This window comes from Winogradskya humida, assembly GCF_016862215.1.
Lineage (GTDB): Bacteria > Actinomycetota > Actinomycetes > Mycobacteriales > Micromonosporaceae > Actinoplanes > Actinoplanes humidus.
The window spans coordinates 37,980-55,701 of the sequence record NZ_BOMN01000054.1; the positions used below are offsets into that span (position 1 = coordinate 37,980).

Genomic DNA, 17,722 nt, shown 5'->3' on the forward strand with positions numbered 1-17,722 from the left:
TCTGATCAGTCCAGGGTGAAGTAGTCCGGGCCGGCGTAGTGGCCGGTCGTGAGCTTGGTCCGCTGCATCAGCAGGTCGTTCAGCAGCGAGGAGGCACCGAACCGGAACCAGGCCGGGTCGAGCCAGTCGTCGCCGACCGTCTCGTTGATCATCACCAGGTATTTGATGGCGTCCTTGGTGGTCTTGATGCCACCGGCCGGTTTGACCCCGACCTGGCGGCCGGTGCGGGCGCGGAAGTCGCGGACCGCTTCGAGCATCACCAGCGTCACCGGCAGTGTCGCCGCGACCGGGACCTTGCCGGTGGAGGTCTTGATGAAGTCGGCGCCGGCCAGCATCGCCAGCCAGGACGCGCGGCGCACGTTGTCGTACGTCGCGAGCTCGCCGGTCTCCAGGATCACCTTGAGGTGCGCGTCGCCGCACGCCTCCTTGACCGCGACGATCTCCTCGAAGACGTGGTCGTAGCGGCCGGCGAGGAACGCGCCCCGGCTGATCACCATGTCGATCTCGTCGGCGCCGGCGGCCACCGCGTCGCGGGTGTCGGCGAGCTTGACGTCGAGCGGTGCCTGCCCCGAGGGAAAGGCCGTCGCCACGCTGGCGAGGTGGACGCCGGAACCGGCCAGCACCTCGGCGACGTACGGAACCATCGCGGGGTAGACGCACACGGCGCCGACGTGCGGGCAGGTCGGGTCGGCGGGGTCGGGGCGCAGCGCCTTGGCCGCCAGCGCGCGGACCTTGCCGGGGGTGTCGGCGCCTTCCAGCGTGGTCAGGTCGACCATCCGGATGGCCAGGTCGATGGCGGCGGCCTTGGCGGTCGTCTTCACCGATCGCGTCGCGAGGGCGGCGGCCCGCGCCTCGACGCCCACCTTGTCGACCCCGGGCAGGCCGTGGAGAGAGGCTCGGAGGTCGAGCGTCGCAGTCATGAAATCGATTCTACGCAGCCCACCAGCAGTTGATCTTGATGAACCCCGGTAGGTTGATCGGCGTGGACGTACTCGTCGTTGATCACCCGCTGGCCCAGACCCGACTCACCGCTATGCGGAACGCCGAGACCGACTCCGGTGTCTTCCGCGCAGCCCTACACGAACTCACCACCATGGTGGTCTACGAGGCGGCGCGCGCGTTCGCCACCGAGCAGTACCCGATCACCACCCCGGTGGCGCCGACGATGGGCACCAGGCTGGCCAACCCGCCGCTGATCGTGCCGGTGCTGCGTGCGGGTCTCGGCATGGCCGACTCCGCGCTGGCGCTGCTGCCCGAGTCGTCGATGGGGTTCGTGGGTCTGGCCCGCGACGAGGCGACCTACGAGCCGCGGGCGTACATGGAGTCGCTGCCGGGCGACCTCGCCGGTCTGCCGGTGCTGGTGCTCGACCCGATGCTGGCGACCGGTGGCTCGCTCGTGCACTGCGTGCAGCTGCTCGTCGACCGTGGTGCCACCGACATCACCATCTGCTGCGTGCTGGCCGCCCCGGAGGGTGTCGAGCGGCTGCGGACCTCGGGCCTGCCGGTGCGCCTGATCACCGCCAGCATCGACGAGGGCCTGAACGAGAAGATGTACATCGTCCCGGGCCTCGGCGACGCCGGCGACCGCCAGTTCGGTGGCATGCCCCGCTTCTAAGAAACGGACCAGCTGAGCGCGCGGCCGTTCGAGAACGGCATGACCCCGTGGAAGACGCGCGGGGAAGCGGCGAAGACGAGCGGCAGGAAATGGCGGTCGGACTCCCACATCGGGAGTTTGCCCGCCAGCACGTCCGCCACCGGCATCCAGTGCAGGCTGCCCTCGTCGTTGCCGTCGAGCGGCGTTCCGCTCCAGGACGGGACGCGGAAGAGGAAACCGAACCAGTTCTCCCCGGCGCGGCCGAAACCGGGCCATGAGATCGTGCCCGCGAGCTCGACGGTGCCGCATTCGATCCCGGCCTCCTCGAGCACCTCGCGCCGCAGGCCGGCGACCACGTCCTCGTCCGGCTCGAGCTTGCCGCCGAGCCCGTTGTAATAGCCGAAGTGAATGTCATCCGGGCGGGTGTCGCGCCGGATCATCAACACCTCCCGGCCGTCGGCCGAAAGCACATAACCCAGCGTCGCGATAATGGCCTGCACGCCGGTCACCCTAGATGTGCGAATCGACCGATGTACGCCCGGGGCAGCCGGTTCGCTGCCTATTCTGCCGAAATGGCGAGTCCGATCCTCAGCGTCGTCGTGCCCGTCTACAACGTCGCGCCGTATCTCCGCGAGTGCCTGGAATCGCTCGCCGGGCAGTACCGCGCCGCGCTCGAAGTGATCATGGTCGACGACGGATCGACCGATGACAGCGCCGCGATCGCTGAGCGGTTCGCGGAGAAGGACCCCCGGTTCCGGCTGATCCGCAAGGAGAACGGCGGGCTGGGCGCGGCCCGCAACACCGGGGTCGGCCACGCGACCGGGGAATACCTGATGTTCGTCGACAGCGATGACGTGCTGGCGCCGTACGCCGCCGAGCTTCTGGTCGCGAGCCTGGAGAAGACCGGCTCCGACTTCTCGTGCGGGAACGTGCTGCGCCTGAACACGCGGGGCCTGCACCAGTCACCGATGCACCGGGCAGCGTTCGCCGGCACGTTTCTGCGTACCCACGTCAGTCGCCGTCCTGTCCTGCTGGGTGACCGGACCGCCTGGAACAAGGTCTTCAGGCGCAGTTTCTACGACGCGCACGAGCTGGCGTTCCCGGAGGGCGTGCTCTACGAGGACGCCCTGGTCACCGTCCCGGCGCACGTGCTCGCCACGGCGGTCGACGTGCTCGAGACGCCGGTCTACTACTGGCGGGAGCGCGAGGGGCCGGACAAGTCGATCACCCAGCGCCGCGAGGAGCTCCCGGCGTTCCTCGACCGGCTGGAGAGCTGCTGGGGCGTGAGCCGGATGCTGACCAGCCAGCCCGCGATCAAGCGGCTGTACGACGAGTCCGTGCTCAAGGACGACCTGATGCTCTTCCTGCGGGTGCTGCCCCGGGTCGACGAGCATTACCGGTCCGTGTTCCTGGAGCGCACGAACGCCTACCTCGACACGGTGGAGCCGGAAGCGATCCTGGAGCTGCCGGCCACCCAGCGGGTCCTCTGGACGCTGGTCCGGAACCGGATGCTGCCGGAGATCCTGGAGCTGGTGCCGGCGCTGCGCCGCCAGCGCCGGATCGCCCGCCGCGGGTTGCGCCGCTATCACGACATGGATCTCTACCACGAGAAGCTGCCGGAGCTGCCCGCCGAGCTGTTCACGGCGGGTACGCCACGCCCGCGGACGAAGGTGCACGAGGTCGAATGGGTCGACGGGAAGCTGCGGATCCGGGGTCACGCGTTCATCCCGGGGCAGTCCGCGGCGCACCCGTGGAGCACGTCGCGGCTGATCTGGCTCAAGGAGAGCGGGGGACGGCGGACCCGGCGTACGCCGATGGTGAACCGCCGGTGTGTGGACGCGACGGGGGATCACGGGTCGACGCGTACGGCGTACGACTGGTCGGGTTTCGAGGTGTTGATCGATCCGTTGTCGTTGCGTGCCCCGAACGGGGGCTGGCGCGACAACGACTGGTCCGTGGTGGTCGGGGTGGTCGGCCTGGGCAGCCGGAGCAAGGGTTCGCTGGAGATCGGGCAGCCCGCGACCCCGGTCCGGTTGACGCCGCTGTACCTGGATGACGTCCGGGTCGTGCCGTACATCGACGCGGGCCGGCTGCGGCTGCGCGTGGAGCGGGTGCCGGCGGTCCTGACCGGCATGCACGGCGACGACGACAGCCTGGTGGTGGAGGGCCTGGTCGAGGGTGTGCGACCCACGTCGGCGACGCTGTCCCGGGTGCCGGGGCTGCCCTGGCGCCGCTATCCGCTGCGGGTCGAGGGGGAGCGGTTCAGCTTCCGCGTCCCGGTCTGCGACCTGCGCCGGGACGAGGCCGCGTACCCGCCGCTGAAGATCGGGGAGCCCTCGGACCGCTGGCGGATCCGGCTGGCGACCGGCGCCAAGCGCAGCGGCGAGATCAACTGTGTCTCGCTGGTGGACGGGCAGTGGGATCCGGTCGAGCTCGGGCCCCGGACCGTCCACGTGCATCCACGGGCCGACGGCGATCCGGTCCTGGTCGCGCTCCCCACCGGCCCGGTGCTCACCGAGGTCAGTACCGCCGGCCGGCGTTTCCACTTTTCGGGGCAACTGCACGGCCGGCCCGCGGATTTCAGCCTGGTGCTGCGCGCGGCCGGTGCGCGGGAGACCATGATCTTTCCGGTACGCGCGGACGGCGACACCTGGTCCGTCGAGGTCGACCCGGTCGCGGTCGAGAACTTCGGCAGCACCGTACGCATGCGCGCCGGCACCTGGCACGTCCTGTGCCGCAGCGGAACCGGCCCGGTCGAGCCTCTGCCCGCAGCCCCCGCCGCCCTGAACGTCCTGCCGTTACCGCTGGCCGGCGACGCGCCCCGGGTCTCGCTGGAGTGGCTGGCCGACGAGCGGATGGTGCTGCGGGTCCGCTCCGCGCTGCCCGACGAGGACCGTGGCCGGCGTAACCAGACCAGGCTGCGGGAACGCCACTACCCGGCGATGCGCGACACGCCGCTGCGTGACGTGGTGCTCTACAACAGCTTCACCGGACGCCAGTACTCCGACAGTCCCCGGGCCGTGCACGAGGAGCTGCTCGCCCGGGGCCTGCCGCTGGAACACCAGTGGGTCTCCGTGGACGGTCAGGCGCCGCTGCCGCACTCCGCCGAGCCGGTGCCGTTGTGGAGCCGGGAGTGGCACGAGGCGCTGGCCACGGCCCGTTACATCGTCACCAATCAGCACCTGCCGGAATGGTTCCGCCGCCGCGAGGGCCAGGTCGTCGTGCAGACCTGGCACGGTACGCCGCTCAAGCGGATCGGCTTCGACATCGCCGACGTGCAGTTCACCGACAAGCGCTACCTGGAGAAACTCGCGCTGGAGACCCCCAACTGGAGTTTCCTCGTCTCGCCGAACACGTTCAGCTCGCCGCTGCTGCGCCGGGCCTTCCGCTTCCGCGGGGAGCTGCTGGAGATCGGTTACCCCCGCAACGACGTGCTGCTTCAGGACCGCACCGAGATCACCGAGCGGGTCAGGGCGGCGGTCGGGGTCCCGCCCGGACGCAAGATCATTCTGTACGCGCCCACGTGGCGGGACGACGAGCACAGCGGCGGCGCGTACCGGATGTCCATGCGGCTCGACACCCGGCTGGCCGCGGACCGGCTCGGCGCGGACCATGTGCTGCTGGTCCGGCGTCACCCGAACGTGGTCGACGAGCTGCCGGGCGACGGGTTCGTGCACGACGTTTCCGCGTACCCGGACATGGCAGACCTGCTCGCCGCGGCCGACATCCTGATCACCGACTACTCCTCCGTGATGTTCGATTTCGCGGCCACCGGCCGGCCCATCCTGTTCTTCACGTACGACCTGGCGCACTACCGCGACGAGCTGCGCGGGTTCTACTTCGACTTCGAGGCCGAGGCGCCCGGTCCGCTGCTCGCCACGTCGGCCGAGGTGATCGACGCGGTCCGGGATGTCGACGCGATCGCCGCGCGCTACGCCGACCGTTACCGCGCGTTCGCCCGCAAAGCCTGCGACCTGGACGACGGCCACGCGGCTGCCCGGCTGGTCGACCGGATGCTGTCATGATCAAGCGGGCCTGGCGCGCCGTCAGACGCCGCCTCACCGACCCGCGGCCCACCGAGACCAACGCGCTGCTCGTGGACATCCGCTGGGAGCTCAAACAGCAGCGCAAATACCTCGAAGGCTTCCGCGCGCTGGCGTCGACGCCGATCTACGCCGAGATCCGCGAATTCACCGAAGCCCGGCAATACGGCTTCGAGGAGACCATGCGCCGGGTCGCCCAGGAGCGGCTCAGCCTCGCCCGCTTCGGCGATGGCGAGCTCAAGATCATGCTGCGCCCGCAGTTCGGCCTGAAGTTCCAGCCCTGGTCCGCCGGTCTCGCCGGTGAGCTCCGCGCGGTCCTGGAGATGGACGGCTACGACCCGGACCGCCTGCTGGTCGCGTTCCCCTACACGATTCGTGACGTGCACTGGACCGGCGTCTGGCTGGACCTCTGGCCCGAGGTGAAACCCCTGCTCAACCCGGACGTGCATTACGGCTCCGCGCACGTCACCCGGCCCGTCTTCTTCGCCCAGCTCGGCGAGCGCGGCGTACAGCTGTGGCGCGACGTCTGGGACGGCCAGCGGATCTGCGTCGTCACCGGCGAGGGGTCCCGCTTCAAGCTGGAACCGGCGCTGTTCGACAACGCGAAGTCGGTCGAGTTTCTCTACTCAACGCCGCAGGACGCCTACGCCGATCTGTCCCGCCTGAAGAATGAATTGGAAAGACGGGAAGCTGACAAGCTGTACCTGCTTGCTCTCGGACCGTGCGGAACGCTCGTTGCGGCGTGGCTCTCGCAGCGCGGCCGATGGGCCATCGACATGGGCCACATCAGCGAGAGCTGGGCGAACGTCTTCGCCGGCGGCGCCTGGCCCGAGTCCCTCAACGTTGTCAAGAAGTAGACGCGAGGCGCCCCTCCGGGCGTTGCATCGGTGACACCGGCCACTATCGTTTGCCTCATGACCTCCATCGCCCTTGCTGAGGAGCTCCTCCTCCTCGCGTACGACGACCAGACCGGCAAGGCGACCGGTTCCCGCATCGGGCTCGACCTCGGCATGGCCGCGGCGGTGCTGGTCGACCTCGCGCTGGCCGGGCGGATCGCGTACGTCGCCGGAAACCTGGTCGTCAACGACCCCACGCCCACCGGGGACCCGATCGCCGACCGGATCCTCGCGAAGGCCGCCGAGGACGACCCGCACACCCCCGCGCAGTGGGTCCAGCGCCTGCGCCACCGCCTGCGTCAGCACGTCCTCGACGACCTCATCACCCGCGGCGTCATCCGCGACGAGGACGAGACCCAGATGGGTGGCGTCATCCACCTGCACCGCTACCCGACCACCGACCCGGCCTTCGAAGCCGAGATCCGCAAGCGCCTCGCCGAAGCCCTCATCACCGACGCCGTCCCGGACGAGCGCACCGCCGCCCTCTGCACCCTGCTGGTCGCCACCCGCATGGAGCCGGCCCTGCGCCTGCCCCCCGAAGAGTCGGCCCGCGCCCACGAACGCCTCGAGAAGATCGCCAGCGGAGCCGGCTTCTCCGGCGACGCCAACCTCGAGAACTCCATCGTCCGCCCCAGCGTCGCCCTGGTCGTCGCCACCCTCGGCAACGCCATCCGAGCCGCCCTGGGCGCCCCCCGCGTCGTCTGACCACACTCCGCCCGGCCCGGCCGGGCCCCGGAAGCTCACCCGGAGTGGCCCGCTGGCCCGGCAAGCTCACCCTAAGTGGCCCGCTGGCCCGGCAAGCTCACCCTAAGTGGCCCGCTGGCCCCGGGGGCTCACTCTGAGCGGTCCGCTGGCCTGGAGGGCCCAGTCCGAGCGGCCGGGCTCACTCTGAGCGGCCTGCCGGCCCTCAGGGCTCACCCCGAGCAGCCCACTGGCCCGCAGGCTCACCCCAAGCAGCCCGCAGGCCCTGGGAGCTCACCCCTAGCGGCCCGGCTGGCCCGGAAGCGAGCCCGGCCCCGAGAGGCCCCGCCCTGAGAGGCCCCGCCCCGAGAGGCCCCGCCCCGAGCGGCTCAAAGGCGAAGCCGGCCGGAAGCGAAGCCGGACCGGAGTGAAATCGGCTACGAGGACGACATACCGGCGCCGCGGCCCAGAAGTGAAGCCGGCCCGGAGCAGCCGGCCCGGAGCAGCCGGCCCGGAGCAGCCGGCCCGGAGCAGCCGGCCCGGAGCAGACGCCCGGAGCAGACGGTCAGAGCGGGGACGGCAGGCCGAGGGCGTCGCTGATTTCGCGGCGGAGGGTGGCCATGGAGGTGCCGGAGCGGAACTGGGCGTTGATCAGTTTGCCCGTGCCGAGGGGTTCGACGACCTCCAGGTAGGCCTTGAGCTTGGGCTCGGTGCCTGAGGGGCGGATGACCACGCGGGCCTGTGCGGTGCGCAGGGTGAGGACGTCGGCGTCGGGGGCGCGGTCGTCGACCTCGGTGATGGGTACGCCGAGGAGCTCGGTCGGCGGGTTTGTTCGTACGTGGGTCATCATGCGGGTGATTTCGCTGAGTTCGTCGACGCGGACGGAGAGCTGGTCGGTGCGGTGGACGCCGAACTCGGTGTCCAGCTCGTCGAGGCGGTCGCGGATGGTCTTGCCCTCCGCCTTCAGGGAGGCCGCGAGCTCCGCCACGGTGAGGGCGGCGGTGATGCCGTCCTTGTCGCGGACCATGTCGGGGGCCACGCAGTAGCCGAGCGCCTCCTCGTAGCCGTAGGCCAGTTCGTCGGCGGCCCGGACGATCCACTTGAAGCCGGTCAGCGTCTCCGCGTAGGGCACGCCCCGGGCCTCGCAGAGCGCACCGAGCTGGCTGGACGACACGATCGTGGTGGCGTACGTGCCGGGGGTGCCGCGCCGGATCAGGTGGTCCGCGAGCAGCACGCCGAGCTCGTCGCCGCGCAGCGCCCGCCAGCCGCCGTCGGGGCGTAGCGGGATGGCCACCGCGCACCGGTCGGCGTCGGGGTCGTTGGCGATGGCGAGATCGGCTCCGGTCTCGACGGCGAGCGCGAGGAGCAGGTCCATCGCGCCCCTCTCCTCCGGGTTAGGGAACGCGACCGTGGGGAAGTCCGGGTCCGGCTCGGCCTGCTCGGCGACGATGGCCGGGGCGGCGAAACCGGCTTCGGCGAAGGCTGCGGCGAGGACCTGGCCGCCCACGCCGTGCAGGGGCGTGTACGCGACTCTCAGGTCACGCGGGCCTTCGGCGACCACGGCGGCGGCGCTCCGGGCGTACCCGTGGATGATCTGGTCGTCGAGGAGCGTGCCGGGCTCGCCCAGCGGGACCGCGGTGACCTTCTCGACCGCGCGGATGGCGGCCTCGATGCCGGTGTCGGCGGGCGGGACGATCTGCGCGCCGGCGCCGGCCGGACCGCCGAGCTGGGCACCCAGGTAGACCTTGTAGCCGTTGTCCTGGGGCGGGTTGTGGCTGGCGGTGACCATCACGCCGGCGACCGCGTCGAGTTTGCGGACCGCGTAGGCCAGGACCGGGGTCGGCAGCGGCCGGGGGAGCACGAGGGCCTCGCGCCCGGCCGCGGTGGCGACCCGGGCGGTGCGTTCGGCGAAGTCCTTCGAGCCGTGCCGGGCGTCGTAGCCGATGACCAGGGGGCCGGTGCCGCCCTGCTCGGCGAGCCAGGTGACCAGCCCGGCGGCGGCGCGGGTGACCACGGCCAGGTTCATGCCGTTGGGGCCGGCCCGCAACCGGCCACGCAGCCCGGCGGTCCCGAAGGTGAGCGGGCCGGCGAACCGGTCGGCCAGCTCATCCCCGGTCTGCGGGAGCCGGTCCAGCAGGTCGCGGATCTCGTCGCGGCCCGCCGGGTCCGGGTCGTCCGCCAGCCAGGTCTCGGCCAGCTCTCGAAGCTCGTCAGTTGTTGCCATGCACAGTTCGTAGCATGGCTCAACCTCCTACTGGCCGTCGAGGGTGAAGCTCTTGACCAACTCGTCGAAGATCGGCTTGCTGTCGGCGAACTGCTCCTCGGTGCTGGTCATGTAGAACGAATACGCCTTGCCGCCCTCGATCAGCGCGCCCCAGAGACCGTGCCGGGTGCCGTCGCAGGTGTATTCGAGGACCGCGCCCTGCTTGCCGTCGATCTCCTGGTCGGTGAGGCCGACCTGCTTGTACGGCTTGGGGCAGCTGGAGCCCTTCTTCTTCAGATTGCTCTCGGCGATCTTCAGGAAGGCCTGCGCCTCGCCCTTGCCCGGCTCGACCAGCAGCCGGACCTTGCGGTCGGAGTCGGGGTCGACATAGTCGACCCAGCTGCCGCCGCTCTTCTTGGTCCAGCCCTCGGGCACCGAGACGCTCGTCCCGCGGCCCTTGTAGGCGACCGTCGGGAAGTTGGCGCCGGCGGGCTCCGAAGCCTGCGGCAGCGCGGCCGGCGTCGTGGTCTTGTCGTCGCCGTTGCCGCCCGTGAAGACCAGCACCATGATGAGGATCAGCACGAGCGCCGCACCGCCGCCTGCGGCGAGCTGGGTGTTGCGCGGCCAGCCCTTGACCGTGGTGACCGCCTTGTCGGTGGTCTGCCGGACGGTGGTGACCGTCTTGTCGATCATCTGCTTGCGCTTGGCGCCGGGGCTCATGGTGACCGTGCCGCCGCCGTAGTTCATCGGCTCGCGGGCGGCGCGGTTGCCGTCCCATTGCCGGCGCGGCGGAATAACGCTGGTCGTGTCGTTGCCCGGGCCGGCGCCGGCGGCGGTCGGCATGACGGTGGTGCGGTCACCACCACGGGCCCCGCCGGGCATGGGCGGAGGCGGCGGGTAGGCACCCGTGGGCTGGTCGGCGCCGGGCGCGGCACCACGCCGCTGCTGGCCCGGCGCGTTGTCCTTGTTGAGCTTGGCCAGGTGCCCGGAGAGCGACTCGCCAGGGGCGAGCATGGCCCGGCCGCCGATCTGCCCGGACGGCTTCGGCTGCTGGGGCGGCGGGATCTGCTGGGTCTCGGCCGCCGGCGGGCGCTGCGACGGGACCACCGAGTAGGGGTCCGTCATCATGTGCGGCGGGGCCTTGCTGGCCAGCGGCCCGGCGAGCTGCTGGCGCAGCATCGTGCGGGCGGTCGTCACGTCGAAGCGACGGGCGGGGTCCTTCTCGAGCAGGCCCATCAGGACCGGCGTGAGCGAGCCGGCGCGCACGGCGGGGGTCGGCGGGTCCTCGACGACGGCGTGCATCGTCTCGATCGGGTCACCCTTGTCGAACGGCGGCCGGCCCTCGATGGCGGTGAAGAGCGTCACACCGAGCGAGAACAGGTCGCTCGGCGGGCCGAAGTCGCTGCCCATCGCCCGCTCGGGGGAGATGAAGTGCGGCGAGCCGAGCACCATGCCGGGCGTGGTGAGCTGCACGTCGGTGGGCATCCGGGCGACACCGAAGTCGGTGAGCACGCAGCGCCCGTCGTTGCAGATGAGCACGTTGGCGGGCTTGACGTCGCGGTGCAGCACGCCGTGCGCGTGGGCCACCTCGAGCGCACCCAGCAGCGCGATGCCGATCTTGGCGACCGCGCGGGCGGCGACCGGGCCGTCCTCGATCACCATGTCGGCGAGGCTGCGCGCCTCGAGCAGCTCCATGACGATCCAGGGACGGCCGTTCTCGTGCACGACGTCATAGACCTGGACGACGGCCGGGTGCTGCAGAGCGGCGGCGGCGCGGGCCTCGCGCATCGTCCGCTCGTACATCGAGTCACGGTCGCTGGGCGCCAGGCCGGGCGGGAGGATGACCTCCTTGATGGCCACGTCGCGGCGAAGCAGCGTGTCGGCGGCGCGCCACACCGTGCCCATACCGCCGTGACCCACGGCCGAGCGCAGCGTGTAACGCCCACCGATGAGCGTGCCCGGGGCTGCGCGTCCGCTGGTCGAAGCGGTGTTGCCACTGCTCCACGTCGGGATCTGAGTCACAGAGATGCCACCGAAGGGGGTCTAGGGGGCGGTCGGCCAACCCCGCTATCTTGCCCGGTCCGACCCGGTTTCCGGAAGTCGGTCGCCGAGTGTTCTCGTTCTCTCGACGGTACGTAGCCGTACCATCGCTTTCGGTGGCACTTTTCGGACGCCGGGGCTCGTATCACCCGGGCGTGTATTTCTAATCCCGGTGGAACCGGTGGCGGGGGTCTAGGCTTTCGCGATTGCGGACACCGGACTCAAGGACGAGAGCGATACCGAACGTGACGAGTGCAGCGACGGCGTCCGAGGGCGCCCAGACGGCGACGTTCCCGGGCCCGCCACCCGGCGCCGAACCCCTGCCCGGTCAGCTCGACCGCTGGCTGGGTGCGCGAGGCGCCGAGTTGGTGGCTATCCGCCGCCACATCCACTCGCACCCGGAGCCGTCGTATTCGGAGTTCGAGACCGCCGCGCTGATCGCCCGCGAGCTCGCCGTCGCCGGGCTGACCCCGCAGCTGCTGCCCAAGGGCAACGGTCTGATCTGTGACATCGGCGAGGGCGACCGGGTGATCGCGTTCCGCGCCGACCTGGACGCCCTGCCGCTGCAGGACACCAAGGACGTGCCCTACCGCTCGACGGTCGCCAAGGTCGCGCACGCCTGCGGCCACGACGTGCACACCACCGTCCTGCTCGGCCTCGGTCTCGCGCTGGCCCAGCTGAACGATCTCGGCGAGCTGCCCGGCCGGGTCCGGCTGATCTTCCAGCCCGCCGAGGAGGCGGTGCCCTCCGGCGCGCCCGGGGTCATCGCCGCCGGGGCTCTCAAGGACGTCGCCGCGATCTACGCCCTGCACTGCTACCCGCAGCTGCCCGCCGGGCTGGTCGGGGTCCGCTCCGGCCCGTTCACCGCCGCCGCCGACACGATCCGGGTGCGCCTGACCGGCCCCGGTGGGCACACCGCCCGGCCGCATCTCACCGCCGACCTGGTGCACGCGCTCGGCCGGGTGATCGTGGACGTGCCCGCGCTGCTCGACCGCCGGGTCGACCCGCGCGCCGGCGTCTCCATGGTCTGGGGTGCCGTGCACGCGGGCAAGGCGTTCAACGCGATCCCCGGCGAGGGCGAGGCGCTCGGCACCGTCCGCATCCTCAACCGTGAGGCCTGGCGGGAGGCTCCCGAGCTGGTCACCCGGCTGATCCGCGACGTGGTGGCGGCGACCGGCGCCGAGGCGGAGGTCACCTACACCCGCGGCGTCCCGCCCGTGATCAACGACCGGATGGCCGCCGCCGTCATCGCCGGTGCCGCCGGTGCCGCGCTCGGCGCCGACCGGGTGGTCGAGGCCGAGATCAGCATGGGCGGCGAGGACTTCGCGTTCTACCTGGAGCACGTGCCGGGCGCGATGATCCGGTTGGGAACAGGCACGCCCGGCGCCGAGGTCCGCTACGACCTGCACCAGGCCAACTTCGACGTGGACGAGCGGTGCATCGGCTACGGCGTCCGCGTCATGGTGCACACCGCGCTGGCCGCGCTAGCTACCGGCGCTTTCTAGGGCCACCGCCGCGGGCTTACGGCGGCGCCTGCGGCGGACGAGCCAGAAGCCGACGGGTACGCCGATGAGGAGCAGCCACGGCAGCAGGAACCCGAGCACCGTCAGCGCCACACCCAGCGAGGTGAGCAGGCCGTGCCACCCGGCGGTCAGCCCGTCGAGGAAGCCCGGGTCCTCGTCATCGACGGGTGTCACGTCGGCCTTCGGGTCGAGCAGCACCGCCGTGATCGTGGAGAGAGCGGTGAGATCGGCCAGCCGGCGCTTCTTGGCCTGCAACGACGCGAGATCCGCCTCGCGGGTGGCGACCTCGCGCTCGAGCATCACCAGGTCGCTGAGGGACTTTGCCTGGGCGAGCAGCTTGCGCCCGCTGTCCACCCGGGCCGTCTGGGTGAGGATCCGGGCGTCCAGATCCACGGTCTCCTCGGTGACGTCCTCGGTGCTGATCCCGCGCTGCTCCTCCTTGCCGAGCCCGGCGAGCTGGTCGATGACGTTCGAGAACTTCGCCGCGGGCACCCGCAGCGTCAGGGTGGCCTGCGCCGAGCCCTTGTCACCGCTGCTGCTGCGGTCGTCGCCGCCGATGAAACCGCCCGCCCCGGTGGCGATGGCCGTCACCTGCGCGGCCTTGGAGTTGACGTCGTCGACCCGCACGGTGATGGACCCGGTGTAGACGATCGCCCGCTGGTCAACCGCCAGATCGGGCGACTTCTGCTTGTCCTCGGCGGTGCTGTCCTGCTCCGTCTGCTTCTCCGCGATCCCCGCGCCGGCCTGACCAACCGCCGGCGCGGCCGCCGAGTCGGATGCCATGTTGCTGCTGTCGCCGCTGCCGCAACCCGCCAGCGCTATCACCGAGGCGAGCCCCGCGGCCGCCCACCATCTGTATGTCCTGGATCGTGCTGTGCGCATGGATCCTCCCGTTCCCCGTTCCGGTCTGCCCGGCTGGGACGTACGGCGGGCGCCTCCCGGTTCCGACAGACTGTTCGGTAGCGGTCACGATTTGGCAGCGGAGGCGACACGTGCGGATTACCAAGTACACCCATGCATGTCTGAGGCTCGAGGGCGACGGCGTTCTGGTCGCCGATCCGGGGGCGTTCAGCGAGCGGTCGGCGCTCACGGGCGCGGACGCCGTACTGATCACGCATGAGCATTTTGATCATCTGGACCCGGATGCGCTCGCCGATGCGCTGGCCCGGCGGCCGGGACTGAGGATCTACGCCCACTGCGAGGTGCTGCCGAAACTCACGGCGTTCGCCGACGTGGTCACGGCCGTGGAGCCCGGCGAGGAGTTCGAGGCCGCGGGCTTCAGGATTCGCGCGTACGGAGGCCAGCACGCCGTTATCCACCCCGAGCTCCCCCGCATCGCGAACCTGGGCTTCCTGATCTCGGACGGCGTCGACTCGGTCTACACGCCCGGCGACTCGTTCACCGTCCCGGAGGAGTCCGTGGACACGCTGTTCGTGCCGCTGAACGCGCCGTGGATGAAGCTCAGCGAGGCGATCGACTTCGTGCGGGCGGTCCGGCCGGGGCGGGCGTACGCACTGCACGACTCCCTGCTCACCGAGACCGGGGCGAGCATCTCCAACGGCCACCTGGAGCGGTTCGGCGGCACGAAGTACGCGCAGCTGGCCCCCGGCACCACCGTTTCCTGAGGCGGGGGACGTGGAGGACATCGACGAGCTGATCCGGCGGCTCTACGAACAACCGCCGGACGGCTTCGTCGCGGGCCGGGCCGCCGCCGTGGCCGAGGCGAAGCAAACCGGCGACAAAGACCTGGCCAAGCGGCTCGCCGCGCTGCGCAAGCCGACGGTCGCGGCGTGGCTGGTCAACCTGCTCGCATTGCGCCGCCCGGAGCTCATCGCCGACCTGGTCGAGCTCGCGGAGGCGCTGCGCCAGGCCCAGCGGGGGTTGCAGGGCGAGCAGCTGCGCGAGTTGTCCACGCAGCGCCGGCAGGTGGTGTCCGCGCTGGTCGCCGCTGCGCAGAAGCTGGCGATCGAGGACGACCCGGCGCTGCGCAGGGTGAAGTTGCCGATGGCCGAGGTCGAGGCGACGCTGACCGCCGCGATGGCCGAGCCGGAGATCGCCGAGCAGGTCCGCAGCGGCCGGTTGGTCAAGGCGGCGACCTACGCGGGCTTCGGCGAGGTTCCGCGCCCCCGTCTGCGCCTGGTGACGACGCTTGGGAACGAGCCGGAAAAGAACGAGCCCGGGAAGAACGAGAAAAAAGAGGAGCGAGAGCGTGCGGCGAAGCGCAGGGAGCTGCAACGGGATCTGAGCGTTGCCCAGCGCGCGCGGGACAGGACGCAATCCGTGCTGGAAAAGGCCGAAACCGCAGAACGTGACGCAGGCCACTCCATTGATGAACTTGAGGAACGGATCGCCGAGCTGGAACGACAGCGCGGCGACGCGCAGGCTGAGTTGTCACGGCGCAAGCTGGCACGACGCTCCGCCGAGCGCGACGCATCGGCGGCTCGGCGACAGGTCGGCGACGTGGAGGCGGCCATCGAGGACCTGGACGCCGAGGAACCGGGCTAGTCGTCGGTTTTCCTGAACCGGTCAGGGAGAGCAGAATCGGGCGGTGACACCCGAACAGGCAGCCGCCAATGCCCGGCCGGGACTCGCATCGCTCGTCGGGGCGTTCGCGGAGTCTCCGCAGACGCTGCGCCGTGCACGGGTGCTGGGCCTGTCCGGGTGGGCCTATCACGTCTCCGCGCGGGCCGGTGCGCTCGGCGACGTGCGCCCCGAGACGGTGGCGGCGGCCATCGGCTTCATCGCGTCCGAGGCCGTGACCGACGGCTGGGAGGGCGCTGCCAAGATCACCCCACCGGTCGAGGTCGCCAGCTGGCATCTGCGCGAGATGTGCCGCTGGGGCGTCGAGCAGCTGGGTGGCTTCCCCCGGCTGTCGCGCCTGCTGGAGCTCTCGAAACGGGTGGTGTCCGCGGTGGACGCGGCGGCACTGCCGCTGTTCGCGGCGTGGCGGGCGATGCCGGTGCCGGAGAACGAGCCGGGGGCGCAGACGGCCTTCATGCTGCATCTGCTGCACGAGCACCGGCTCGGCATCCACGTGGTGGCGGTGCGGGCCAGCGGCCTCACCCCGCTGGAGGCCATCATCGCCGGGCCCGAGGGCGAGACCGGCGCGGTCGCGTTCGGCTGGCAGCCGCCCTATCCGCAGGCCGGCCCGATCATGCGGCGTCTCATGTGGGCCGAGTCGGTCGCCGACTCGCTGGCCGGGCAGGCCTACGCCGCTCTGGACCGCGCTGAGCGCATCGAGCTGATCGGCCTGCTGCAAAGTCTGTCGCACCGGCTGGCGCGATAGGGCACCCTGGGCGAAGTGACGATAGGGAACATCCGCCGACCTACGCTCGACGACTCCGCCGAGCTCCTCGCCATGGTGCACGCGTGCGACATCGCCGCGGTGGGCGAGCCCGACTTCACCCCCGACGAGGTGCGTGACGCGCTGACCGGGCCCAATACCGACATGACCCGGGACAGCTGGGTGGCCCTCGACGCGGACGGCGCGATCGTCGGCTGGGCGTTCCCGCACAACACCAACCGCGGGGACCACGACTTCGTCGAGGTGTTCGTGTGGCCCGGGCGTGGTGAGGGGACGATCCGGCCGCTGCTGGAGCTGCTGCTGGCCCGGGCCGCCGAGCGTGGCGCCGAGTTCGGGCACAGGAACTACAAGCTGCGGGCGGGTGCGATCCCGACGGAGAAGCCGTGGATCGAGGCGTTGACCGAGGCCGGTTTCACGTTCCTCAAGCAACACGCACGGATGACAATGCCGCTCACCGGGCATCCGCACACCGCCCCCGAGCCGCCGGCCGGCATCACCATCCGGGCGATCGACCCGGACGACGAAGCCGAGCTGCGGCGCTTCCAGGCCACGATCGCGGACGCGTTCGAGGACACCGATCACCACGCCAGTGACTACGAGACCTGGCAGGCGCGGATCGCCGGGGAGTCGAGCGTGTCGTACGACGAGTGGTTCGTCGCGTTCGTGGACGGCGAATGGGCCGGGGTGCTGCAGTCATCGGACAACTCGATCGCGGACGGACAGGGCTGGGTGCGGGCGCTCGCCGTGCTCCGGGCGTACAGGAAAAGGGGGGTGGGTGAGGCGCTCCTGCGCCGCGCCTTCGCGACCTACGCCGGCAAGGGACGGACCGAAGTGGGCCTGGGGGTCGACATGGCCAACCCCACCTCGGCCGCGCGCCTCTACCTGGCCGTCGGCATGCACCCGAAATACGAGGCCGACATCTACGAGCGCGAGATCGTCACGGCTTGAGATCGAGCGAGGCCCGGAACGACCCGTCCATCTCGAACGGCACGGACTGGTGCTCGTGGGTGATCAGCCAGGTTCCCTCGATCTTGCGCAGGCCGTGGGTGACCCGGTGCCAGAGCTCGAACGCCTCGGTCTGGCCCTTCGGAACGGCACGCATGCAGTGGAGGCTGCTCGCGAACGCCACCTCCGGCCCCGCCGTGATCTCCAGCGCGGTCACCTCGAGCGTGGGCGGCTGCTCGAACGTCGCCAGCCAGTGCTCCAACGGCTCGGGGTCCTGCGCGCTCGCCGGCTGACGCAGCGGCGGGGCGAGCGTGAACTGCACCGCATCGTCCGCGTAGTACCGCAGGATGTCCTTGACCTGCCCGGTGCCCAGCGCGGCGGCGTGGCCCTCGATGACCTCGCGGATCGCTTGCTCGTCCATGGCGTGCTCCTGTCGTGGAAGTTTCTCTCGCGGGGACGTCGAAGCCGCCGTACCCGCTTCGACGTTCCGGGA

Annotated in this window: 15 protein-coding genes; 9 read left to right on the top strand and 6 right to left on the bottom strand. The window is 71.0% G+C overall.

Annotated elements, in window-relative coordinates; translation table 11 throughout:
- Positions 1–5: 5 nt before the first annotated feature.
- Positions 6–920, bottom strand: a complete 915-nt coding sequence (deoC, locus tag Ahu01nite_RS21145; RefSeq protein WP_203838302.1) for a deoxyribose-phosphate aldolase — start codon at positions 918–920, stop codon at positions 6–8.
- Positions 921–982: 62 nt separating this feature from the next.
- On the opposite strand from deoC, the gene upp reads away from it, so the two are divergent.
- Positions 983–1,615, top strand: coding sequence for a uracil phosphoribosyltransferase (gene upp, locus Ahu01nite_RS21150; RefSeq protein WP_203838303.1), 633 nt, complete (start codon positions 983–985; stop codon positions 1,613–1,615).
- Here the strand turns inward: upp and Ahu01nite_RS21155 are convergent.
- Positions 1,612–2,103 (bottom strand): NUDIX hydrolase, encoded by a 492-nt coding sequence (locus Ahu01nite_RS21155; RefSeq protein ID WP_239159024.1) that lies wholly within the window; start codon positions 2,101–2,103, stop codon positions 1,612–1,614. The two genes, upp and Ahu01nite_RS21155, sit on opposite strands and share 4 nt — an antisense overlap.
- Positions 2,104–2,166: 63 nt before the next feature.
- Between Ahu01nite_RS21155 and Ahu01nite_RS21160 the strand changes: the two genes are divergently transcribed.
- From Ahu01nite_RS21160 to Ahu01nite_RS21170, 3 genes are read left to right on the top strand one after another with little or no spacing between them, the layout of a single operon-like run.
- Complete coding sequence (locus tag Ahu01nite_RS21160; protein ID WP_203838304.1) at positions 2,167–5,619, top strand: bifunctional glycosyltransferase/CDP-glycerol:glycerophosphate glycerophosphotransferase; 3,453 nt, start codon at positions 2,167–2,169, stop codon at positions 5,617–5,619.
- On the top strand, positions 5,616–6,494 hold the full coding sequence (locus Ahu01nite_RS21165) for a GT-D fold domain-containing glycosyltransferase (RefSeq protein WP_203838305.1): 879 nt from the start codon (positions 5,616–5,618) through the stop codon (positions 6,492–6,494). The genes Ahu01nite_RS21160 and Ahu01nite_RS21165 overlap by 4 nt, the downstream gene beginning before the upstream one ends.
- A 57-nt stretch (positions 6,495–6,551) precedes the next feature.
- Complete coding sequence (locus Ahu01nite_RS21170; protein WP_203838306.1) at positions 6,552–7,238, top strand: GOLPH3/VPS74 family protein; 687 nt, start codon at positions 6,552–6,554, stop codon at positions 7,236–7,238.
- Between the two features lie 541 nt (positions 7,239–7,779).
- On the opposite strand, the gene Ahu01nite_RS21175 is transcribed toward Ahu01nite_RS21170, so the two are convergent.
- Positions 7,780–9,438 (bottom strand): phospho-sugar mutase, encoded by a 1,659-nt coding sequence (locus Ahu01nite_RS21175; RefSeq protein WP_203838307.1) that lies wholly within the window; start codon positions 9,436–9,438, stop codon positions 7,780–7,782.
- A 27-nt stretch (positions 9,439–9,465) separates the two neighbouring features.
- A complete protein-coding gene (locus tag Ahu01nite_RS21180) occupies positions 9,466–11,439 on the bottom strand; it encodes a serine/threonine-protein kinase (protein ID WP_203838308.1) in 1,974 nt (657 codons plus the stop codon).
- A 263-nt stretch (positions 11,440–11,702) separates the two neighbouring features.
- On the opposite strand from Ahu01nite_RS21180, the gene Ahu01nite_RS21185 reads away from it, so the two are divergent.
- A complete protein-coding gene (locus tag Ahu01nite_RS21185; protein ID WP_203838309.1) occupies positions 11,703–12,962 on the top strand; it encodes an amidohydrolase in 1,260 nt (419 codons plus the stop codon).
- On the opposite strand, the gene Ahu01nite_RS21190 is transcribed toward Ahu01nite_RS21185, so the two are convergent.
- A complete protein-coding gene (locus Ahu01nite_RS21190; protein ID WP_203838310.1) occupies positions 12,942–13,862 on the bottom strand; it encodes a DUF4349 domain-containing protein in 921 nt (306 codons plus the stop codon). The two genes, Ahu01nite_RS21185 and Ahu01nite_RS21190, sit on opposite strands and share 21 nt — an antisense overlap.
- A gap of 110 nt (positions 13,863–13,972) precedes the next feature.
- On the opposite strand from Ahu01nite_RS21190, the gene Ahu01nite_RS21195 reads away from it, so the two are divergent.
- Genes Ahu01nite_RS21195 through Ahu01nite_RS21210 form a run of 4 tightly spaced genes read left to right on the top strand, consistent with a single transcriptional unit; the run spans position 13,973 to position 17,232 of the window.
- A complete protein-coding gene (locus tag Ahu01nite_RS21195; protein WP_203838311.1) occupies positions 13,973–14,605 on the top strand; it encodes an MBL fold metallo-hydrolase in 633 nt (210 codons plus the stop codon).
- 10 nt (positions 14,606–14,615) lie between these two features.
- On the top strand, positions 14,616–15,485 hold the full coding sequence (locus Ahu01nite_RS21200) for a hypothetical protein (RefSeq protein ID WP_203838312.1): 870 nt from the start codon (positions 14,616–14,618) through the stop codon (positions 15,483–15,485).
- A 43-nt stretch (positions 15,486–15,528) separates the two neighbouring features.
- Positions 15,529–16,266 carry an SCO6745 family protein gene (locus Ahu01nite_RS21205; RefSeq protein WP_203838313.1) on the top strand — a complete coding sequence of 246 codons (738 nt, stop codon included), beginning with the start codon at positions 15,529–15,531 and terminating at the stop codon, positions 16,264–16,266.
- 15 nt (positions 16,267–16,281) lie between these two features.
- Positions 16,282–17,232, top strand: a complete 951-nt coding sequence (locus Ahu01nite_RS21210) for a GNAT family N-acetyltransferase (RefSeq protein ID WP_239159025.1) — start codon at positions 16,282–16,284, stop codon at positions 17,230–17,232.
- Here the strand turns inward: Ahu01nite_RS21210 and Ahu01nite_RS21215 are convergent.
- Positions 17,222–17,650: a YybH family protein gene (locus tag Ahu01nite_RS21215; RefSeq protein ID WP_203838314.1), complete on the bottom strand. Its 429-nt coding sequence runs from the start codon at positions 17,648–17,650 to the stop codon at positions 17,222–17,224. The genes Ahu01nite_RS21210 and Ahu01nite_RS21215 overlap by 11 nt on opposite strands.
- Positions 17,651–17,722: the final 72 nt, after the last annotated feature.